Origin of the sequence: Paenibacillus sp. FSL R5-0701 (genome assembly GCF_037973995.1) — a bacterium.
Taxonomy (GTDB): Bacteria; Bacillota; Bacilli; order Paenibacillales; family Paenibacillaceae; genus Paenibacillus.
Genome location: NZ_CP150230.1, coordinates 4,065,087 through 4,080,749, shown reverse-complemented (window position 1 = coordinate 4,080,749; position 15,663 = coordinate 4,065,087). Strand labels below are relative to the sequence as shown.

Here is a 15,663-nt window from a genome sequence, read left to right as displayed (position 1 = left end):
AGAGAACAAGGTTGAAATTAATAAGTCGTTACACCATGATGCTGTTGACCTTTGTTGTTCTACTGACAACTGCCGTTCCTGTGGCACTTGCAAGTGGAACTACAGATAATTCAGGCAGTAAAAAGCTGGTGCTCGGTACAAGTGCCGATTTTGCACCATACGAATTCCATAAAGTGATTAATGGTAAAGATGAAATCGTCGGCTTCGATATTGAGATCGCCAAAGAGATTGCCAAAGATCTTGGCGCTGAGCTTGTGATTGAGGATATGGGCTTCGACGGTCTTCTGCCTTCATTGCAGAGCGGGCGTGTTGATCTGGTGATTTCAGGTATGACGCCGACGGATGAGCGGAAGAAAAGTATCGATTTTTCCGACACCTATTATAAATCAAAACAAGTGATTATGGTTCGCAATGTGGATAAAGACAAATATCCAACCATGGCAGAACTTGAAAATGCGAAGATTGGCGTTCAGAAAGGCTCCATTCAGGAAACGATCGGACAGAGTATTCCAGGAGCGAAGCTTACTGCGCTGGATAAAATCTCCGATATCGTGCTTCAACTGCAAACAAAACGCATTGACGCGGCAATCGTTGAAGATACCGTTGCTGCAGGTTATCTGGACGATATCATTGGACTTGCTGCTGCTGTTCCGGACGAAGAGCAAGCAGAAGCGGCAATCGGGATTCGTAAAGGTAATACCGAGCTGCTAGCTGCAGTAAATGGAACACTGGAGCGACTGAAAAGTGAAGATAAAATCAATCAGATGGTGACGGACGCCAGCCTCTTGATGGCGGATAAAGCGAACAAATCACAAAATATTTTCCAAGTATTCTGGGAGTACAAAAGTTTCTATGCTACAGGTGTAGGATACACACTTCTGTTGTCTGCACTTGGGGTTATCTTCGGGGTAATTATTGGATTGATCATCTGTTTGTTCCGTTTGCATGACGCTGCAATCTTGCGCTGGATCGGTACTGCTTACGTTGAAGTGATCCGTGGCACACCGATGCTGGTACAATTAATGATTATTTACTATGGTTTTTCCCTGAGCTTTGGCATTAACTTCACTGCCCTTCAGGCAGGTATCATCACGCTTTCCATTAATAGTGGTGCGTATCTAGCGGAGATTTTCCGTGCAGGTATCCAAGGGGTGGATCGTGGCCAGTTGGAAGCAGCTCGCTCCCTCGGAATGGGCAGAGGTGCAGCCATGCGTTACATCATATTGCCACAGGCTTTCAAGGCCGTATTGCCGGCAATTGGTAATGAATTCATAACGATTATCAAGGAATCCTCCATTATCTCTGTTATCGGTATGGTGGACATTATGTATCAGGCAAGTGTAGTCAAGAACATTACGTACCAAGGCTTGAGTCCATTTTTGATTGCAGCAGCCATCTACTTTGTAATGACGTTTATTTTGTCCAAGCTGCTGGGACGACTGGAAAGGAAGTTGAGTGCAAGTGATAGACGTTAGACAATTACACAAATCTTATGGAAATAACGATGTGCTTAAGGGCATTAATGTGACGATTGGCAAAGGCGAGGTTGTCGTGGTTATCGGTCCTTCCGGTTCAGGTAAAAGTACATTCTTGCGTTGTCTGAACCTCTTGGAACAACCTACATCAGGTGAAATCGATTTTGAAGGTGTTTCAATTACGGACCCCAAGCACAACATTAATGCAACTCGGGAAAAAATGGGCATGGTGTTCCAGCATTTCAACCTGTTCCCACACAAAACGGTACAGCAAAACATCACGATTGCTCCGATTAAAGTGAAGAAACAATCCACGCAGGAAGCGGAGAAAATTGCTGCTGATCTGCTTAACACTGTGGGCTTGTACGATAAAAAAGATACATTCCCGAATCAGCTGTCCGGTGGACAGAAGCAGCGGATCGCTATTGCAAGAGCATTGGCTATGCAGCCGCATGTCATGCTGTTTGACGAGCCTACTTCGGCACTGGACCCCGAGATGGTCGGTGAAGTGTTGGATGTCATGAAACGTCTTGCAGAAGGTGGGATGACTATGGTCATTGTAACGCATGAGATGGGTTTTGCACGTGAAGTAGGAGACCGGATCCTGTTCATGGATGGCGGGGTTATTGTAGAAGAGGGAACACCTGATGAGGTGTTTGGAGCACCGAAAAATTCACGTACACGTGATTTTCTTGCCAAAGTACTCTAAATGAAAGTGATCATTAGCGTTACTGACTTCGAGTCGGTGACGCTATTTTTTTATGGTTAATAATCACGTATGGATTCGGAAAAGTAACTATTCTGTTACCAAATGTAAAGGAATCGGGTCGTCCAATATTTCTAAAGTATCCAGTACTCTTACATATGCTTACATGCTAAAAAACCATTTGGTAAGAATTACTACAAGTTCAGGTTACAAAATTGTGATATATTGAACTCTGCCGAAACTTCCGGACAGGGAGTGCGGGGGATGTAACGATGCAGATTTGTGCAGGGGGAAGATCTACAGCACACTGCTTGGGGTGAATTAGGGGTACATAACGTTTCAAATGTAATGAAGAACCTATAGGGTGGGCTCCTCATCCGAATCCGACAACTAACTTCGCAGGCACAATGAGGGAGGAAGACCATGATTAACAAGAAACGTATAGCCAAAACAGCAGTAGCATTAATGACAACAGCAATGCTCATTCAAGCCGTTCCGGCTCACGCCGATTCAGTTCATGTGGCCAAAGAAGGGGATACCTTCTACACCTTATCAAAACAATATGGAGTAGCAATGAACACGTTGGTTAAAGCAAACAACGACATTTCACCTTACAATATTTATGGTGGTTTGAAAATTACGATTCCCGGTAAGGCAAACAATGTAGCTGCCGCGGCGACGGAGAGCAAGACCCAAGCCAAAACGGTTACTACAGCAAGTTTGGACGTTAACGCAGATAACAAAGTGGTTCAAGCCTGGGGTAAAACATTCGATTACAGCAAAGCTGTGAACGTGAAAGCAACGGCATACTCTGCAGATCCGTCTGAAAATGGAGGCTGGGGTGCAGTCGATTATTTCGGAAATGACCTTGAACTGGGTACGATTGCAGTTGATCCAAGTGTAATTCCACTCGGAACCAAAGTACTGGTAACGGGTCACAGCCATCCAGGATTGCCAAAACAAGCTTTTGTAGCCACAGCGCGTGATGTAGGCGGTGCAATCAAGGGTCACCGGATTGATATCTTTATCCCGGGTAGCAAACAGTCCGTAAGCACATTTGGATTTCAGGATATCGAGCTGTACATTCTGAAGTAGAAAATTAATTACATCTAACGAATTCAAACAGGGTGTCTGCCAGTCGCAAACTTGCGATTGAACAGCACCCTTTTAATATTCTCATTTATTTCTTCATCGTCATCTTAATCTTTGGCCTTTGACAATCCCAGCATTTCGTCCAAGGTGACAAGTTCATATCCGCGCTTTTGCAATTCCTCAATGATTTCAGGCAAAGCCTCAATCGTGCCGTTCAGGTTTGATCCTACACCGCCTCCAGCATGTTGCAGAACGATGGAGCCTGGTTTTACGGCAGACAGGATGTTATCTTTCACCTGTTCCTTTGAAAGGCCTTTCCAGTCCAGAGAGTCTACGTTCCAGTTCACAATGCTATAGTGTTGTTTGGCAGCCCATCTCAGCTGTTCTTCATTAATGTCTCCATAAGGCGGCCGAATCATCTTCGGCGTATATCCCGCCAAACGTCGAATAATATCCCCGGTATGTAAAATTTGTTTGCGAAAGGCATTCATCGACAGCTTACTGAATTCAGGATGATTGTAGCTGTGATTACCAACCATATGCCCTTCCTTAATGATGCGTTTCACCAGATCCGGATGTTTCTCTGCACGACTACCCACGATGAAGAATGTAGCTCTGACATTGTATTTCTTCAATACATCCAGCACTTGTGGAGTAAATCGTGGATCAGGTACATCATCAAAAGTCAGTGCAACCTTCTTTGTTGAAGGACCATTGGTTTTGAACGTATCGGCATATTTTTGACGTAACTGTCCCAATGTCAGTTGTTCTTCTTCCGCAGAATCCGAACCTGATACGGATTCACTTGGCGGGCTTGAAACATCCCGCGATGAAACTGGAGCATGATATCCTCCGAGAAAAATAACGATAACCATCAGCATAATGAGGCGTACGCGCATAATAACGGCCTCCTTTTCCAAAATGACGTTCTCTTTGGTATGCCCGGGCTATCCATAAGTTATGCGTAGTGTGAGAATTTTCATTGCCGATGTAGCTCATGAAAGCCATAATTCCTCCATATATAACATATAGAAAAGGATAGGTGGATGGGTATGAGTACATATGATTTGAAATCCATACGTTTACAGGTGATTGAAGCAGGAGAAGATAAGGTTTTTCTCGTTACGGGAGGAAAGGCGCATATTGGCGCCGCAGCCACATTCTATGTAGATCATGAGCGCGTAAGCGGGACGACGGTACATATTCCCGGTCATAAGGAACAAGAACTGTGTGAGCGGCTTGCCCGGAAGGCTGCCCAGCAGCTGAAAGTAACCGTTACGGTGATCATGGGTATTCATTTTGATTCCATCACGCGGATGCAGATCGACGAAATCGTGCAGACTGCAGAGAGGTTGATGGAAGATCATCTGATCAAAGATAAACGATCTTCCTGACGTAAGAGTCATCGAATGTTTTGATTTTATTTGCTAAAATTGAAACGAGTTGTAGATTGTTACGTATGTATGTTTATATACGATGTAATATCGACTAGGAGGAATAACATAATGTCCATTTTCAAACGTTTGCGTGATCTAACCATGTCTAACATCAACGCCATTATTGACAAGGCGGAAGATCCAATCAAGATGACGGACCAATATATCCGCGACATGCAAGAGGATCTGGAAGATGCGGAGAAAGCAGTAGCTCAACAAATCGCCATTGAGAAGAAATTTAAGCAGTTATTCGAAGAGCAGGAAGCTCTTGTGAAGAAACGTGAAGAGCAGGCGCATACGGCGGCACGTGCTCAGAATCTGGATTTGGCTCGACGTGCTCTGGAAGAGAAAAAGGCTGCTGAAGAGAAGATGGCTGAGTATAAAACCAGCTATGACCAAAACAAGGCTTCTGCAGATAACCTGCGTGGCAAGCTCGACGAGATGCGTAAGCAACTGACTCAAATGAAGAACAAACGTGAAACACTGGTAGCCCGCTACAATGCAGCAAAAGCCCAAACGGAAATCAACAAAGCGTTGAATGGGTTTGGCTCTGATACTGCAAGTGCTGGTATGAAGCGTATGGAAGAGAAAATGATGCAGATGGAAGCACAGGCAGAAGCAAGTAACGAAATGTCTTCCAAAGGCAAGTCTTTGGATGAAGAGTTCGAGAAGTTGGGTAAAGATCAAGCTGTTGAAGACGAACTCGCAGCATTGATGAAACAGTACGATAATAAGAACTAATACCTTGGTTGTCAGCAGGGTTAACCAGCGGAGGAGAAGAGCATTTCTCCTTCGCTTTTAAATGCGGTTCATGTTGATATGTGGGGGCTGTGTAAATGGATTTGAATATTTTGGCGATGTTGGTCTGGACCGGATCTGGTTCGGTTTTGCTGTTTGTCTTGATGTATGTAGATTCACTGTTCACGAAATATAAGGATTTTGCTGAAGTTAAGGCTGGCAATATGGCAGTAACCACACGTATGGTGATGAAATTATTTGCACAAGGGTATGTACTCGCTACGTCCATTTCTACAGCTGGTCATCTTGGAGAGGCATTGCTGGTCTCCGTTGTATCCTTTATCATTTTGTTGATTCTGGAGAGCGTTGTACACTTTATGATTCGCAAATGGGCCAATCTGGATCTGGATACGGGAATTCAGCAAGGGAAGACAGGATACGGGTTGTTCTCTGGCGCTTTACATATCGTGGGCGCACTGATTATTGCAGCTTGTTTATAAGATAAGGAACAGGAGTAATTCTCATGAGTGTATGGAAACGAATTAAAGGAATACTAACAAAACCTGAACCACCGCAGGCAGAGAAAACGATGCTTCAGCTTGCACCTGGTGATATCTGTGAGGTTTCTCTGGTCACTTATGAAGTCGTTGGTCGGGTACAAAATCGCGCTCGAAATGCAGTTGTGCTCACGCTGCAGGATGGTACCGCATTTCGATATTTGCATATCGAAGAACGGGAACTCACACGTTACGCTCTATATACACCAATTGATGGCAGGCTTGATGCACCTGATGAGGTGCCCACGTTGCTGGACCTGGATGGACGCGCATTTCATCTGGAGGAAGAGTATGGAGGCATGGTATCAACGGCAGGTAGAACTCCATATGGCCAGGCTGGAGAACAATTGGTATGGCAGTATCAGTCGGATGATAATATGCTTCTTCGGGTGGAGTGGCAAGACAGAAGATTTACACTGTATGAGGGTGAGTCCATTCTTCCTGCGGATATCAAAGTGATTCGTTCGAGCTAGGAGAGGTTCCCAATGAAAAAACGCTTGGCACATGGATTAAAATTAATGCTGGTCCTCAGCCTTGTGATGTCTCTGTTGTCCGCGTGCGGAGCACCTTCTGTTCAGGACACATACCCGCTTGAATCGGTTAACGGCAGTGGTAACTCAACGTCCTATGTGTACCGGGCTTCTGACCGTACCGTTCCGGAAGTGGCCCAGGAATTGTCTGACCAAAGGCAACCGGATCAGATCTCGGCAGAGAACACAGAGCGTATGTTCCTCGTGTATCAGGACGAGTATTATCACCTGCAACAAGACCCGAACAAGCCGGAGGATACCTTGGTTGAGGTGGACTCCAAGGAATATGTTCGGCAGAACTACGATTCATCTTTTTTACAAGGTTATCTGACCGCTACGTTAATCGGTAATCTGTTCGATTCTTTTGGCGGGCGAGGTTATGGCAACTATCGAGGATATACCAATAAAGATACGTATAAACCGAGTGCAGGATCTTATCGTGCACCAACAAGTAATGACAAGAAGCTTGCCCCACCTATTACTGTTGATCGGAAAGGTACGATTACAAGGCGTGGAAGCGATAAAGATTCAAGCGTGGGATCTGGCGGAGGATTATTCAACCGCAACAGGGATCAGAGCAAGGGGACCATTGATCGTAACAAGAGCAGTGGTGGGTTGTTTGATTCACCTAAGAAATCCTACAAAAAACCAAAAACCAGAGTGGGCGGCGGCCGAATTAAGAGGCGAAGATAATAAACATCTAATCATAAGGATGGCTGCCAATCGCATAGTTCATTTAAGAACAGTGAAAAGGGAAGGCGAATCACCTCGCCGGCATATGACCTTGGAGCTGTTCTTTTTGGTTTACGATTGGCGAACATGATTGGATTTGCGTACACGGGGAATCGTTGAAGCAGGCTGTTTACGAATCCAGCGGATAAATGGAATCATTCGTTCATCCTGTCTCAAGGATTGCAGGTTCGTGAGACCAAGGGTTACAATGTCGCGATTGGTGTATAGCGAATGAATCTGTTTGTGACAGGGGATGCACAGGTTGGCTGTTGGCAGTAATGTTCCGCCCATTTCTTTGGGTGTCAGATGATGAACGGTTGTGTTCACAGGTTCTCTTCCGCATAATTCACATTGATTACTCATGATTATCGCCTCCCTTTGTCACTTATATTATGAGCAGACAAGATGCCTTTCATGTTGAATATTGGTCAAGGATGTTACACCTGTAAGAAATAAGATTTTGTCACAGGATTCAATAAGTGATGTACTTGTTATCTTACAGCATTCGGGCTACACTTTCTAAAAGATGATATGTCTCTAGGAGGTAAGAATACTTTTGAAAATGAACTCACATTCACATGATATGACAACTGCCAAATTCAATCGTACAGCTGTACAGGTACCGGATGCCCAAGCCAAAATAGCTGCAAGAGTTACTGAAGGCTCCATTGAGAAAGTCCACCTTGAATCTGCTCATGGCCGCACACTTGCAGAGACAATTCAGGCTCCTCATCCGTATCCATTCTTCCGGAGATCGGGCATGGATGGCTTTGCCATTATAAGTACAGATACTACAGATGCATCAAGTGAGCAACAAATCTGGTTTCGTGTAATTGATGAAATTCCTTGCGGCTACACCTCGGATCACACCATTGTTTCAGGTACAACTGCTCGCATCATGACGGGTGCACAGGTCCCGGAAGGTGCGGATGCGGTAGTCATGATGGAGATGACCGAGAGCAAGGTAGAAGACGGAGAACAGTGGATTGCATTGAAACGGCACATATTGTCAGATGCTAACATCACCCCAATCGGACTGGAAGTCCAAGAGGGACAGCAACTGCTCGAAGCAGGAACGATCATCGGGGCAGGGGAGCAGTCCGTGTTAGCTACTTTTGGCATAGCAGAAGTTCCCGTATTTCAACGTCCAAAGGTGGCGATATTCGCAACCGGCACGGAATTGCTTGATGTAGATGAACCATTACAACCAGGTCGGATTCGGAATAGCAACAGTTACATGCTTCGCTCTCTGGTTGTTGAGGCAGGTGGAGAGCCTGTGATGTACGGTTCTATTGCAGACGATGTGAATACGGCAAGGGCCAAACTGGAAGAAGCCATTCAAGATAATGATATCGTGGTGACCACAGGCGGAGTGTCTGTCGGGGATTATGATATTATGGGTGAACTTGTGCTGGAAGAACATGTGGAGATGTTGTTTAACAAAGTGACGATGCGACCAGGCAGTGTGACCACAGCTGCTGTATATAAAGATAAATTGCTTTTTGCACTTTCGGGTAACCCAGGGGCTTGTTTTGTAGGTTTTGGTCTGTTTGTTCGTCCAACCATTCGTTCCATGCAAGCGGATGCTCATCCTTATTTGGAAGAATGGACTGCAATCTTGAAAGAGGAATACACCAAAGTTAATAATTTTACACGGTTCGTGCGAGGACGCACAGAGATTCGCAACGGCATGGTGTACGCGATACCGGCTGCTGCCCGTGTAGATGAATCCAGTGTGATGATTACCATTAAGGACAGTGATTGCTTGATTGTTGTTCCCCCTGAGAAAAAAGGTATTCCTGCGGGTGAGCAGGTACGCATTCTCAAACTGCCCTCAGGTCATGTGAGGTAGTGGTAGATGACTACAATGAGTGATACAAAACCACATATCATACAGATTGTTGGATACAAAAACACGGGCAAGACAACCTTGACAGCCGCGCTGATCGGGCACTTTTCTTCCTTCGGACTTAAGGTAGCGGCGATTAAGCATGATGGACACGACCATTTCGAGATGGATCAAGAAGGAACGGATTCGTATCGATTTGGAGAGGCTGGGGCCTCGGCGGTGGTTGTTATGTCAGAGAAACGTACTGCGATTATGGAGCGACAGTCAACCAAGCTGGAGGATATGTTAAGTCATCTGTCCGATTATGATTGGATTGTTGTTGAAGGTTTCAAGGATGCTTCTTATCCCAAATTCGTGATGGTTCGAGAAGAGAAAGATCTGACCTTGGTTGATCAGCTTGAAGGGGTAGTGGGTATGATCTCATGGCTACCTTCAGAGCTGTTTATAGAGCGGAGCACCGTAAACAGAGATATAACGTGGTACTCAGTTCATGAAACGGAGGATATAGCCAAAGCGTTGTTAGCGATGGTTGAGAGCGAGTATAGGCAGAATGGTGAAGTCAAATCGTAGAAATGTTAAGACACGGGGACATAATGGTCTCTATACATGATTGAATGTACAGTGAGCGTGATTGATCGTCTTTGAATAAACGTAATTTTTATTATGTAAACTAAAATCATTTCTGCTTATGCTCTTCTCTTTGAATGATGCAAAAAACAAAACAAGCAGCAGACCTTTCTCGGATCGAAATCCTTGATACGGCTTGCTGCTTTTATGTTGTTCGGGATGTTACATCCCGTCGTCAGTACGGCGTTCGATGGCTTCGGACATCGTTTTGTCGGTAAGGTGAGCATAGATCTCGGTCGTTTCCGTAGAAGCGTGGCCGAGCTGCTCTTTTGTTTTGTAAATATCATTTTGCAAATAATAGTCCGTTGCGAATGAATGGCGTAATTTGTGCACAGTCAGGTATGGTTTGCCAAAGCGCTTGGCGTATTTCATAATCATGGCCTGGATCGCTCTTTTGGTCATTCGACTTCCTTCTGAATCTCCGTTTCGCATGGCAATGAACAGACCTTTTTCCCGCTTGGGCGTACGGTAACGTGATTGCCGCAGATTCATATAGGTCGCGAGTTCGTCCTTGGCCTGTTCCCTGAAATAAACGGGTGTTTTGTACGTCTCATCATTGTTACCTTTGCGATAAACATACAGGAGTTTGTTGTTCAGATCGAGGTCATCGACGTTCAGGTTCACAACTTCCGACACCCGTAAACCTGAATTGAGAATCAGGCTGGCAATGCAAGCGTCCCGTTCTTTATTGAGCTCATGGGAATAGATTGCCTGCTTGTTCTTCTCCATATCAACAGCGTAACCTTCAAGGATATAACCGATAAATTCCAGCAGTTCCTCTTCCTCCAGGATTTTACCTTTGAGTTTGGCAGCGGTGTCCTTGGGTTTATGGGTACGTTTGATCTCGATTTTGGCCATAATGTTCCGCTTCAGCAACGGATAAAAGTCTTCATCTTCCGCAATCTGGCTCAGATAATGAAAAAGGGAGCGAAGGGAAGAGAGTTTGCGAGAGACGGTAACTCTCGAATTGGTTCCTTCCCGTTTGGTTGTGAGAAATAACCGATAGGCGGTAACCGAATCCATGCGAAGTACTTCCAGTTCAGTCAACGTAACTTCTTTATTAGAGCTTGCCTCGGAGAGCCCTTCTGCTCGCAACCATCCGAAGAAAGCTTCGTAATCTCTCAGATATTCGAGCAGGGTAGAGGGGGACAGGTCAGGCAGTTTATAGTCCATGAATTGCTGAACGAACCAAGGCATGGAAGGTAGTTTGTCATCCAGCTTGCGTCGATCAATCTCTTTTTGCACGTTGGTCAAGTTCGACACCTCCATGTGAAAAACATGATAAAATTAATATTCAATTTAATAGTATTCTATGTTCTAGTGTACCATAATTTACATGCTCACAGCTTGTTCACCAAAGCAGGCAATAAGTAGGGTATGCTTCCTTGCCCTTCGGCACGTAAACCTTTAAAGTAATCAATATAGGTAGAGCAGAGGAGGTGAACCGGATGAATATGAAAATAGAACTGGTTCCCCGGGAACGCAGTCAGGTGATTCGGCATTTAATGCAATTTTATCTATATGATTTTACCAAATATCTGAATATTGACGTAGACAGTAACGGCATTTTTCCGGAGTATCCCGGTCTGGAGGCATTCTGGACAGAGGAGGACCGCAAGTTTCCTTTTTTGATTACAAGTGATGGGGCACCTGCAGGGTTTGCTCTGGTGGAGAAATTGGAGCCTGGAAGCAAGGATAATGACTACTATTTGACTGAGTTTTTTGTGATGCAAAAATATCGGCGCAGTGGAGTGGGCACTCGGGCAGCATATGAATTGTTTAAACGTTTTCCTGGCAGATGGAAAGTAACCCAGGTTCGGAACAATGTCATTGCCCAGGCGTTCTGGCGAAAAATTATAGGGGAATATACGGGAGGACGCTTTCGGGAGAAGTTCCATCCGGAGCTGGGCAATCCAAGCCAGTATTTTGTAACCTGATTCGCGTCAGGGTTTCAATTACATATAAGCATTGATGGAAGGTTATTCTGTCATCGTAGTGTCAGTGTAAATAATCTTTAGTTCAACTTATAAATCTGATGAAGGAGTGAGCAACATGAACGTACCCACATTCCATCTTGATGGACAGACAGCACTGGTGACAGGTGCAGGGAGAGGGATCGGAAAAGCAATTGCGATTGGACTTGCCCAATCAGGCAGTGACGTTGTACTTGTATCCCGAACGATGAAAGAAATTGAGGAGACAGCCGCCTACATCTATGAACAGACAGGGCGTAAAGCGCTCGCTCTGTCTGCGGATGTGACATCAAGAGAACAAATGGAAGAGACGTTTCAAGAGGCGATCTCGGAGATGGGCAGCCTAGATATTCTGGTGAATAACGCAGGTATGAACATACGGACGCCAGCACTTGAAGTAACGGACGAGCAGTGGGAGACCATCATGCAGACAAACTTAAAATCGGCTTTCTTCGCTTCGCAATTGGCTGGTCAGCATATGAAAGAACGTGGGACTGGGAAGATCATTAACATCTCTTCGGTAGGTGGGCATACGGCTTTACGGACAGGGGTTGTATATGGCGCGACCAAAGCTGCGTTAATCCATATGACCAAAGTGCTCGCACTGGAATGGGGCAAGTATGGAATCCGTGTCAATTCAGTAGGGCCATGGTATTTCCGAACACCTTTGACTGAAAAGCTGCTGGATGATCCTCAGTATTTGCAGGAAATTGTAAGCCGCACACCGCTACAGCGAGTGGGAGAACTGGAAGAAGTGGTAGGACCAGTTGTATTCCTGGCATCAGATGCAGCAGGGTACATAACGGGTCAGACGTTATTGGTTGATGGTGGAATGTCCATTTATGGCTTCTAAATAAATGAAGTTGGGGTGCAGCCTAGAAAAGTGGGTGGCATAACCAACTCATGGGTAATAACATAGGGATAGTTAATCATTTCTATTTATCTGTACCCAATTCACTGAACTTGGAGGAAGATAACCATGGAAACGCGCAAGTATGGTAATACTGGCATGAACGTAAGTACACTTGGATTTGGCGGAGCGGAAATAGGCAAAGATGTATCCAAAACGGATGTAGCGACATTGCTGAATAGTGCCCTCGATGCAGGATTAAACGTAATTGACACGGCTGAATGTTACGGGGACAGCGAGGAATTAATCGGTGAGGTGCTGTTACATCGGCGTGATGACTACTATTTGTTCACCAAATGTGGACATGCTGCCGGGATCGAAGGTCCGGATTGGGATGCCAAAGTACTGGAGCAAACGATTGACCGTAGCCTGAAACGGTTGAAAACGGACTATGTGGATGTTATCCATTTGCATAGCTGCTCTGAAGAAGTACTCCGACAAGGAGCAGTAATCGAAGTACTGCAACGTGCCAAGGAAGCAGGGAAAACCAGATTTATCGGATACAGTGGGGATACTACAGATGCGCTATATGCGATTCAAACGGGGGTATTTGACAGTCTGGAGACTTCATTAAATATCGCAGATCAGGAAGCGATTGAACTTACGTTGCCTGAGGCTAGAAAAAGAAACATGGGTGTAATCGCCAAAAGACCTATTGCCAATGCAGCCTGGACGTATGAAACACTTTCGGAAGAGGCGTATCCCTTTATATACTGGAAGCGCTTAAGCGAACTCAACTATGGTTTTCTGGGTGAAGATGCCCAGGCTGCGGTGGAAACTGCACTGCGTTTTACACTAAGTACCGAAGGTGTAGACACAGCTATTGTAGGAACAGCCAAGCCAAATCGCTGGCAGCAAAATGCTGATCTTGTGGCTAAAGGGCCACTTCCGCAGGAACTGTATGATGAGATTAGAGCACGATGGAAAGAAATCGCCGGAGCAGAATGGACTGGCCGGACCTGATTCTTTGCATTTGCCAAATGGATTTTAATTTTGCGAAGCTGCCTATAGGCAGCTTTCTTTTTGTCATAAACCTTATATTTTCAACATATGAAAAATTCACAACAACTAAATAATCTAACTATTTCGTAAAATGTCCCAAACCATCTTAAGCATACTACTTTATTTTTGAGACAACGATAAACGATAACTATGTTGGCTCTAAAAGCTAATTCGCCACTAATATAATATTTCAACATATGAAAAATTCACAATAGAAAAGAACGCACACCGCTGTTACTACCTACCTTTTAGATACGATTCAGCACGCCCCACGACTAAATGAACTGCCATCCTTCACTGTGAAAGTCAAATGATTTCTGATTAAAAAATTAGATATTCCAGAAAAGTACCTGCAGCAGCGTATGGAAAAGGAATCCAAAGAAAAGGTTGCCCCTTTTTCAGAAGGAACAACCTTAATTTCTCGAAATAACTACTGAAATAGAAGCCACAGAGCCAATATAAATTTATATAAAAAGTAGAACGAGAAACCCAGCAAAAGCACTCCAGCCATGGCAGAGACTGCTTGTATCATTTTTTTGCTCATTACTTTTCGTGTCACAGATACAATGGAGAGCAGACCCAGGTCATGAATGAGAATTCCACATAGTACGCCAAATCCTGCAATGATAAAACTCAGCTTACCGGTAGATTGGTATGAATCGGACAATACAACACCAAAAACAGATATCCAAAAAATAAGATTACCAGGGGAAACCGCTACCAATAAGCCATTGCGGTATGTCCTCCAAAACGATTTTTTGATTTTTCCTTTTGTATTATCTGATGTTGCCATATCCAGATCGGAGTTCCGGATCGAATCGTATCCCAGAAAGGCAAGAAATCCCGCTCCCGCAAGCCATAGTGGAATTTGTACATAAGGAAGAGATAAGACGGAAGCAAACCCGAAGTACATGGACAGGATCAAACCAGCATCAATTGTCATGCCTCCAAGACCGACGGCCCAGCCATGGATAAACCCATTTCTCAATCCCTGCTTGGTCATCTCTACAGTAATTGCTCCCACTGGCATGGCAATAGCGAGACCAATCAGGACGAACTTAATATAGATTTCCATTGTCATTTCCTTTCCGTCTGTAATGAATTCTTATTTCGATAGGGCTTGTCCAGCTGCTTATGTAGTTGTAGCGAGTATGGAGCACAGGGCTCTCCTCCTATAAATGGGTGGTATAGAGTTTATTCGGAGGAGAGTATTTTTAGAATCGATTTAAGCTATTCCTTTACGTTGTCCTGCTGAAGGGATCGAAGAAACGGGCATTTGGAAGGAGCGGTATCGTCATCTCGCAAAAAATATTGTTTATACTCCAGGTTGCCTTGTGATCCGTATTGCTTTAATTCGGGATGAGCCGGTATGGTATCGTAGGCAGCCAAGCGTGCGCGGATTTTTGGAGCAATCGCTGCAGCTTTCTGAGGTTGTGCGTTCCATATATCGAGTACCCAGCGCGGTGTTAGAGCTAACATGAAATAAGGAAAGTGGCGACTTTGTCGTGATACATGGGCTGGCGTCCCGCAATAGACAAAATACCGTTCGTCATTGTAACAAAACTCCCACATGGGATGCTCTGGGTCTTCTGGAATATCTTTTGGCCAAGGTTTGTTATCCAAGTGTCTAATCTGGCTTAATAAATCCCAGAAGGCTGTTTCATAGGCCAATACATCCCGGACTTGTTTTTCCTTATCAAAAAATAAAATCAATGAAGAATATTCTCCGATTGAACGAGAGCATTCTCCATATTCCTTGAGTATGTCTGATACATTACGTTCTGCAGACTCGTCTCCGAAATTAGAAACAAAGCCGTATCGGAGGTGCCCCAGGGCAAAAGCCTGTGTAGCCGGAATACAGGGAAATCGAACCTCCCGGTCACTCATTTTCGAAGAGAATAAACGGTAAGCATCTCTTTTCCAGGTTTCGAGAGGAATCTCCTCATTCTCAATCTCAGAAGATGAAAACAACAACGACATGAATAGTCCTCCTTTTACCTATAGGATATAACCCAAGGGAAAAATGGTGACAGTCC

The 15,663-nt window shown here is 44.7% G+C and carries 18 protein-coding genes and 1 riboswitch; of the genes, 13 read left to right on the top strand and 5 right to left on the bottom strand.

Annotated features, from left to right (window positions below; translation table 11 throughout):
* Positions 1–11: 11 nt before the first annotated feature.
* The 3 genes from MKZ13_RS17940 to MKZ13_RS17930 all read left to right on the top strand — a co-directional run bounded on the left by MKZ13_RS17940 (position 12) and on the right by MKZ13_RS17930 (position 3,276).
* A complete protein-coding gene (locus tag MKZ13_RS17940; protein ID WP_237174881.1) occupies positions 12–1,475 on the top strand; it encodes an ABC transporter substrate-binding protein/permease in 1,464 nt (487 codons plus the stop codon).
* Complete coding sequence (locus tag MKZ13_RS17935) at positions 1,462–2,184, top strand: amino acid ABC transporter ATP-binding protein (RefSeq protein ID WP_017688094.1); 723 nt, start codon at positions 1,462–1,464, stop codon at positions 2,182–2,184. The genes MKZ13_RS17940 and MKZ13_RS17935 overlap by 14 nt, the downstream gene beginning before the upstream one ends.
* A 220-nt stretch (positions 2,185–2,404) precedes the next feature.
* A riboswitch (cyclic di-AMP (ydaO/yuaA leader) is annotated at positions 2,405–2,602 on the top strand.
* Between the two features lie 2 nt (positions 2,603–2,604).
* On the top strand, positions 2,605–3,276 hold the full coding sequence (locus tag MKZ13_RS17930) for a 3D domain-containing protein (protein ID WP_307411469.1): 672 nt from the start codon (positions 2,605–2,607) through the stop codon (positions 3,274–3,276).
* A 104-nt stretch (positions 3,277–3,380) separates the two neighbouring features.
* On the opposite strand, the gene MKZ13_RS17925 is transcribed toward MKZ13_RS17930, so the two are convergent.
* Positions 3,381–4,172 (bottom strand): polysaccharide deacetylase family protein, encoded by a 792-nt coding sequence (locus MKZ13_RS17925; protein ID WP_339177081.1) that lies wholly within the window; start codon positions 4,170–4,172, stop codon positions 3,381–3,383.
* 153 nt (positions 4,173–4,325) lie between these two features.
* On the opposite strand from MKZ13_RS17925, the gene MKZ13_RS17920 reads away from it, so the two are divergent.
* The 5 genes from MKZ13_RS17920 to MKZ13_RS17900 all read left to right on the top strand — a co-directional run bounded on the left by MKZ13_RS17920 (position 4,326) and on the right by MKZ13_RS17900 (position 7,227).
* Positions 4,326–4,667 carry a hypothetical protein gene (locus MKZ13_RS17920; protein ID WP_221821609.1) on the top strand — a complete coding sequence of 114 codons (342 nt, stop codon included), beginning with the start codon at positions 4,326–4,328 and terminating at the stop codon, positions 4,665–4,667.
* Between the two features lie 111 nt (positions 4,668–4,778).
* Entirely contained in the window at positions 4,779–5,450 is a 672-nt protein-coding gene (locus MKZ13_RS17915; RefSeq protein ID WP_076210133.1) for a PspA/IM30 family protein, read from the top strand.
* Positions 5,451–5,545: 95 nt separating this feature from the next.
* Positions 5,546–5,947: a DUF350 domain-containing protein gene (locus MKZ13_RS17910; protein ID WP_036613690.1), complete on the top strand. Its 402-nt coding sequence runs from the start codon at positions 5,546–5,548 to the stop codon at positions 5,945–5,947.
* Between the two features lie 23 nt (positions 5,948–5,970).
* The gene (locus tag MKZ13_RS17905; RefSeq protein ID WP_076210134.1) at positions 5,971–6,477 is read left to right on the top strand and encodes a DUF4178 domain-containing protein; all 507 of its coding nucleotides are present in this window, start codon (positions 5,971–5,973) and stop codon (positions 6,475–6,477) included.
* 12 nt (positions 6,478–6,489) lie between these two features.
* Positions 6,490–7,227: a DUF4247 domain-containing protein gene (locus tag MKZ13_RS17900; RefSeq protein WP_221821608.1), complete on the top strand. Its 738-nt coding sequence runs from the start codon at positions 6,490–6,492 to the stop codon at positions 7,225–7,227.
* Between the two features lie 111 nt (positions 7,228–7,338).
* Here MKZ13_RS17900 and MKZ13_RS17895 read toward each other — a convergent pair whose 3' ends face one another.
* Positions 7,339–7,629: an HNH endonuclease gene (locus MKZ13_RS17895; protein WP_339177079.1), complete on the bottom strand. Its 291-nt coding sequence runs from the start codon at positions 7,627–7,629 to the stop codon at positions 7,339–7,341.
* Positions 7,630–7,828: 199 nt separating this feature from the next.
* Here MKZ13_RS17895 and glp point away from each other — a divergent pair, with 199 nt between their 5' ends.
* Positions 7,829–9,118 carry a gephyrin-like molybdotransferase Glp gene (gene glp, locus MKZ13_RS17890; RefSeq protein ID WP_339185412.1) on the top strand — a complete coding sequence of 430 codons (1,290 nt, stop codon included), beginning with the start codon at positions 7,829–7,831 and terminating at the stop codon, positions 9,116–9,118.
* Positions 9,119–9,133: 15 nt separating this feature from the next.
* The gene (gene mobB / locus MKZ13_RS17885; RefSeq protein WP_339177078.1) at positions 9,134–9,685 is read left to right on the top strand and encodes a molybdopterin-guanine dinucleotide biosynthesis protein B; all 552 of its coding nucleotides are present in this window, start codon (positions 9,134–9,136) and stop codon (positions 9,683–9,685) included.
* 219 nt (positions 9,686–9,904) lie between these two features.
* Here mobB and xerS read toward each other — a convergent pair whose 3' ends face one another.
* The gene (gene xerS / locus MKZ13_RS17880; protein WP_339177077.1) at positions 9,905–11,011 is read right to left on the bottom strand and encodes a tyrosine recombinase XerS; all 1,107 of its coding nucleotides are present in this window, start codon (positions 11,009–11,011) and stop codon (positions 9,905–9,907) included.
* Between the two features lie 179 nt (positions 11,012–11,190).
* Here xerS and MKZ13_RS17875 point away from each other — a divergent pair, with 179 nt between their 5' ends.
* The 3 genes from MKZ13_RS17875 to MKZ13_RS17865 all read left to right on the top strand — a co-directional run bounded on the left by MKZ13_RS17875 (position 11,191) and on the right by MKZ13_RS17865 (position 13,588).
* The gene (locus MKZ13_RS17875) at positions 11,191–11,679 is read left to right on the top strand and encodes a GNAT family N-acetyltransferase (protein WP_076210139.1); all 489 of its coding nucleotides are present in this window, start codon (positions 11,191–11,193) and stop codon (positions 11,677–11,679) included.
* 115 nt (positions 11,680–11,794) lie between these two features.
* The gene (locus MKZ13_RS17870; RefSeq protein WP_339177076.1) at positions 11,795–12,568 is read left to right on the top strand and encodes a glucose 1-dehydrogenase; all 774 of its coding nucleotides are present in this window, start codon (positions 11,795–11,797) and stop codon (positions 12,566–12,568) included.
* A gap of 126 nt (positions 12,569–12,694) precedes the next feature.
* Positions 12,695–13,588, top strand: a complete 894-nt coding sequence (locus MKZ13_RS17865) for an aldo/keto reductase (protein WP_339177074.1) — start codon at positions 12,695–12,697, stop codon at positions 13,586–13,588.
* 469 nt (positions 13,589–14,057) lie between these two features.
* Here the strand turns inward: MKZ13_RS17865 and MKZ13_RS17860 are convergent, their stop codons facing one another.
* Both MKZ13_RS17860 and MKZ13_RS17855 read right to left on the bottom strand, forming a co-directional pair.
* Complete coding sequence (locus tag MKZ13_RS17860) at positions 14,058–14,702, bottom strand: LysE family transporter (RefSeq protein ID WP_339177072.1); 645 nt, start codon at positions 14,700–14,702, stop codon at positions 14,058–14,060.
* A gap of 155 nt (positions 14,703–14,857) precedes the next feature.
* Positions 14,858–15,607, bottom strand: a complete 750-nt coding sequence (locus tag MKZ13_RS17855) for a YqcI/YcgG family protein (protein ID WP_339177071.1) — start codon at positions 15,605–15,607, stop codon at positions 14,858–14,860.
* Positions 15,608–15,663 lie beyond the last annotated feature (56 nt).

Excerpts from the sequence above, each read along its gene's own strand:
- MKZ13_RS17930 (WP_307411469.1), top strand. The coding sequence starts at position 2,605 with ATGATTAACAAGAAACGTATAGCCAAAACAGCAGTAGCATTAATGACA.
- MKZ13_RS17925 (WP_339177081.1), bottom strand. The coding sequence starts at position 4,172 with ATGCGCGTACGCCTCATTATGCTGATGGTTATCGTTATTTTTCTCGGA.
- MKZ13_RS17920 (WP_221821609.1), top strand. The coding sequence starts at position 4,326 with ATGAGTACATATGATTTGAAATCCATACGTTTACAGGTGATTGAAGCA.
- MKZ13_RS17915 (WP_076210133.1), top strand. The coding sequence starts at position 4,779 with ATGTCCATTTTCAAACGTTTGCGTGATCTAACCATGTCTAACATCAAC.
- MKZ13_RS17910 (WP_036613690.1), top strand. The coding sequence starts at position 5,546 with ATGGATTTGAATATTTTGGCGATGTTGGTCTGGACCGGATCTGGTTCG.
- MKZ13_RS17905 (WP_076210134.1), top strand. The coding sequence starts at position 5,971 with ATGAGTGTATGGAAACGAATTAAAGGAATACTAACAAAACCTGAACCA.
- MKZ13_RS17900 (WP_221821608.1), top strand. The coding sequence starts at position 6,490 with ATGAAAAAACGCTTGGCACATGGATTAAAATTAATGCTGGTCCTCAGC.
- MKZ13_RS17895 (WP_339177079.1), bottom strand. The coding sequence starts at position 7,629 with ATGAGTAATCAATGTGAATTATGCGGAAGAGAACCTGTGAACACAACC.
- glp (WP_339185412.1), top strand. The coding sequence starts at position 7,829 with ATGAACTCACATTCACATGATATGACAACTGCCAAATTCAATCGTACA.
- mobB (WP_339177078.1), top strand. The coding sequence starts at position 9,134 with ATGAGTGATACAAAACCACATATCATACAGATTGTTGGATACAAAAAC.
- xerS (WP_339177077.1), bottom strand. The coding sequence starts at position 11,011 with ATGGAGGTGTCGAACTTGACCAACGTGCAAAAAGAGATTGATCGACGC.
- MKZ13_RS17875 (WP_076210139.1), top strand. The coding sequence starts at position 11,191 with ATGAATATGAAAATAGAACTGGTTCCCCGGGAACGCAGTCAGGTGATT.
- MKZ13_RS17870 (WP_339177076.1), top strand. The coding sequence starts at position 11,795 with ATGAACGTACCCACATTCCATCTTGATGGACAGACAGCACTGGTGACA.
- MKZ13_RS17865 (WP_339177074.1), top strand. The coding sequence starts at position 12,695 with ATGGAAACGCGCAAGTATGGTAATACTGGCATGAACGTAAGTACACTT.
- MKZ13_RS17860 (WP_339177072.1), bottom strand. The coding sequence starts at position 14,702 with ATGGAAATCTATATTAAGTTCGTCCTGATTGGTCTCGCTATTGCCATG.
- MKZ13_RS17855 (WP_339177071.1), bottom strand. The coding sequence starts at position 15,607 with ATGTCGTTGTTGTTTTCATCTTCTGAGATTGAGAATGAGGAGATTCCT.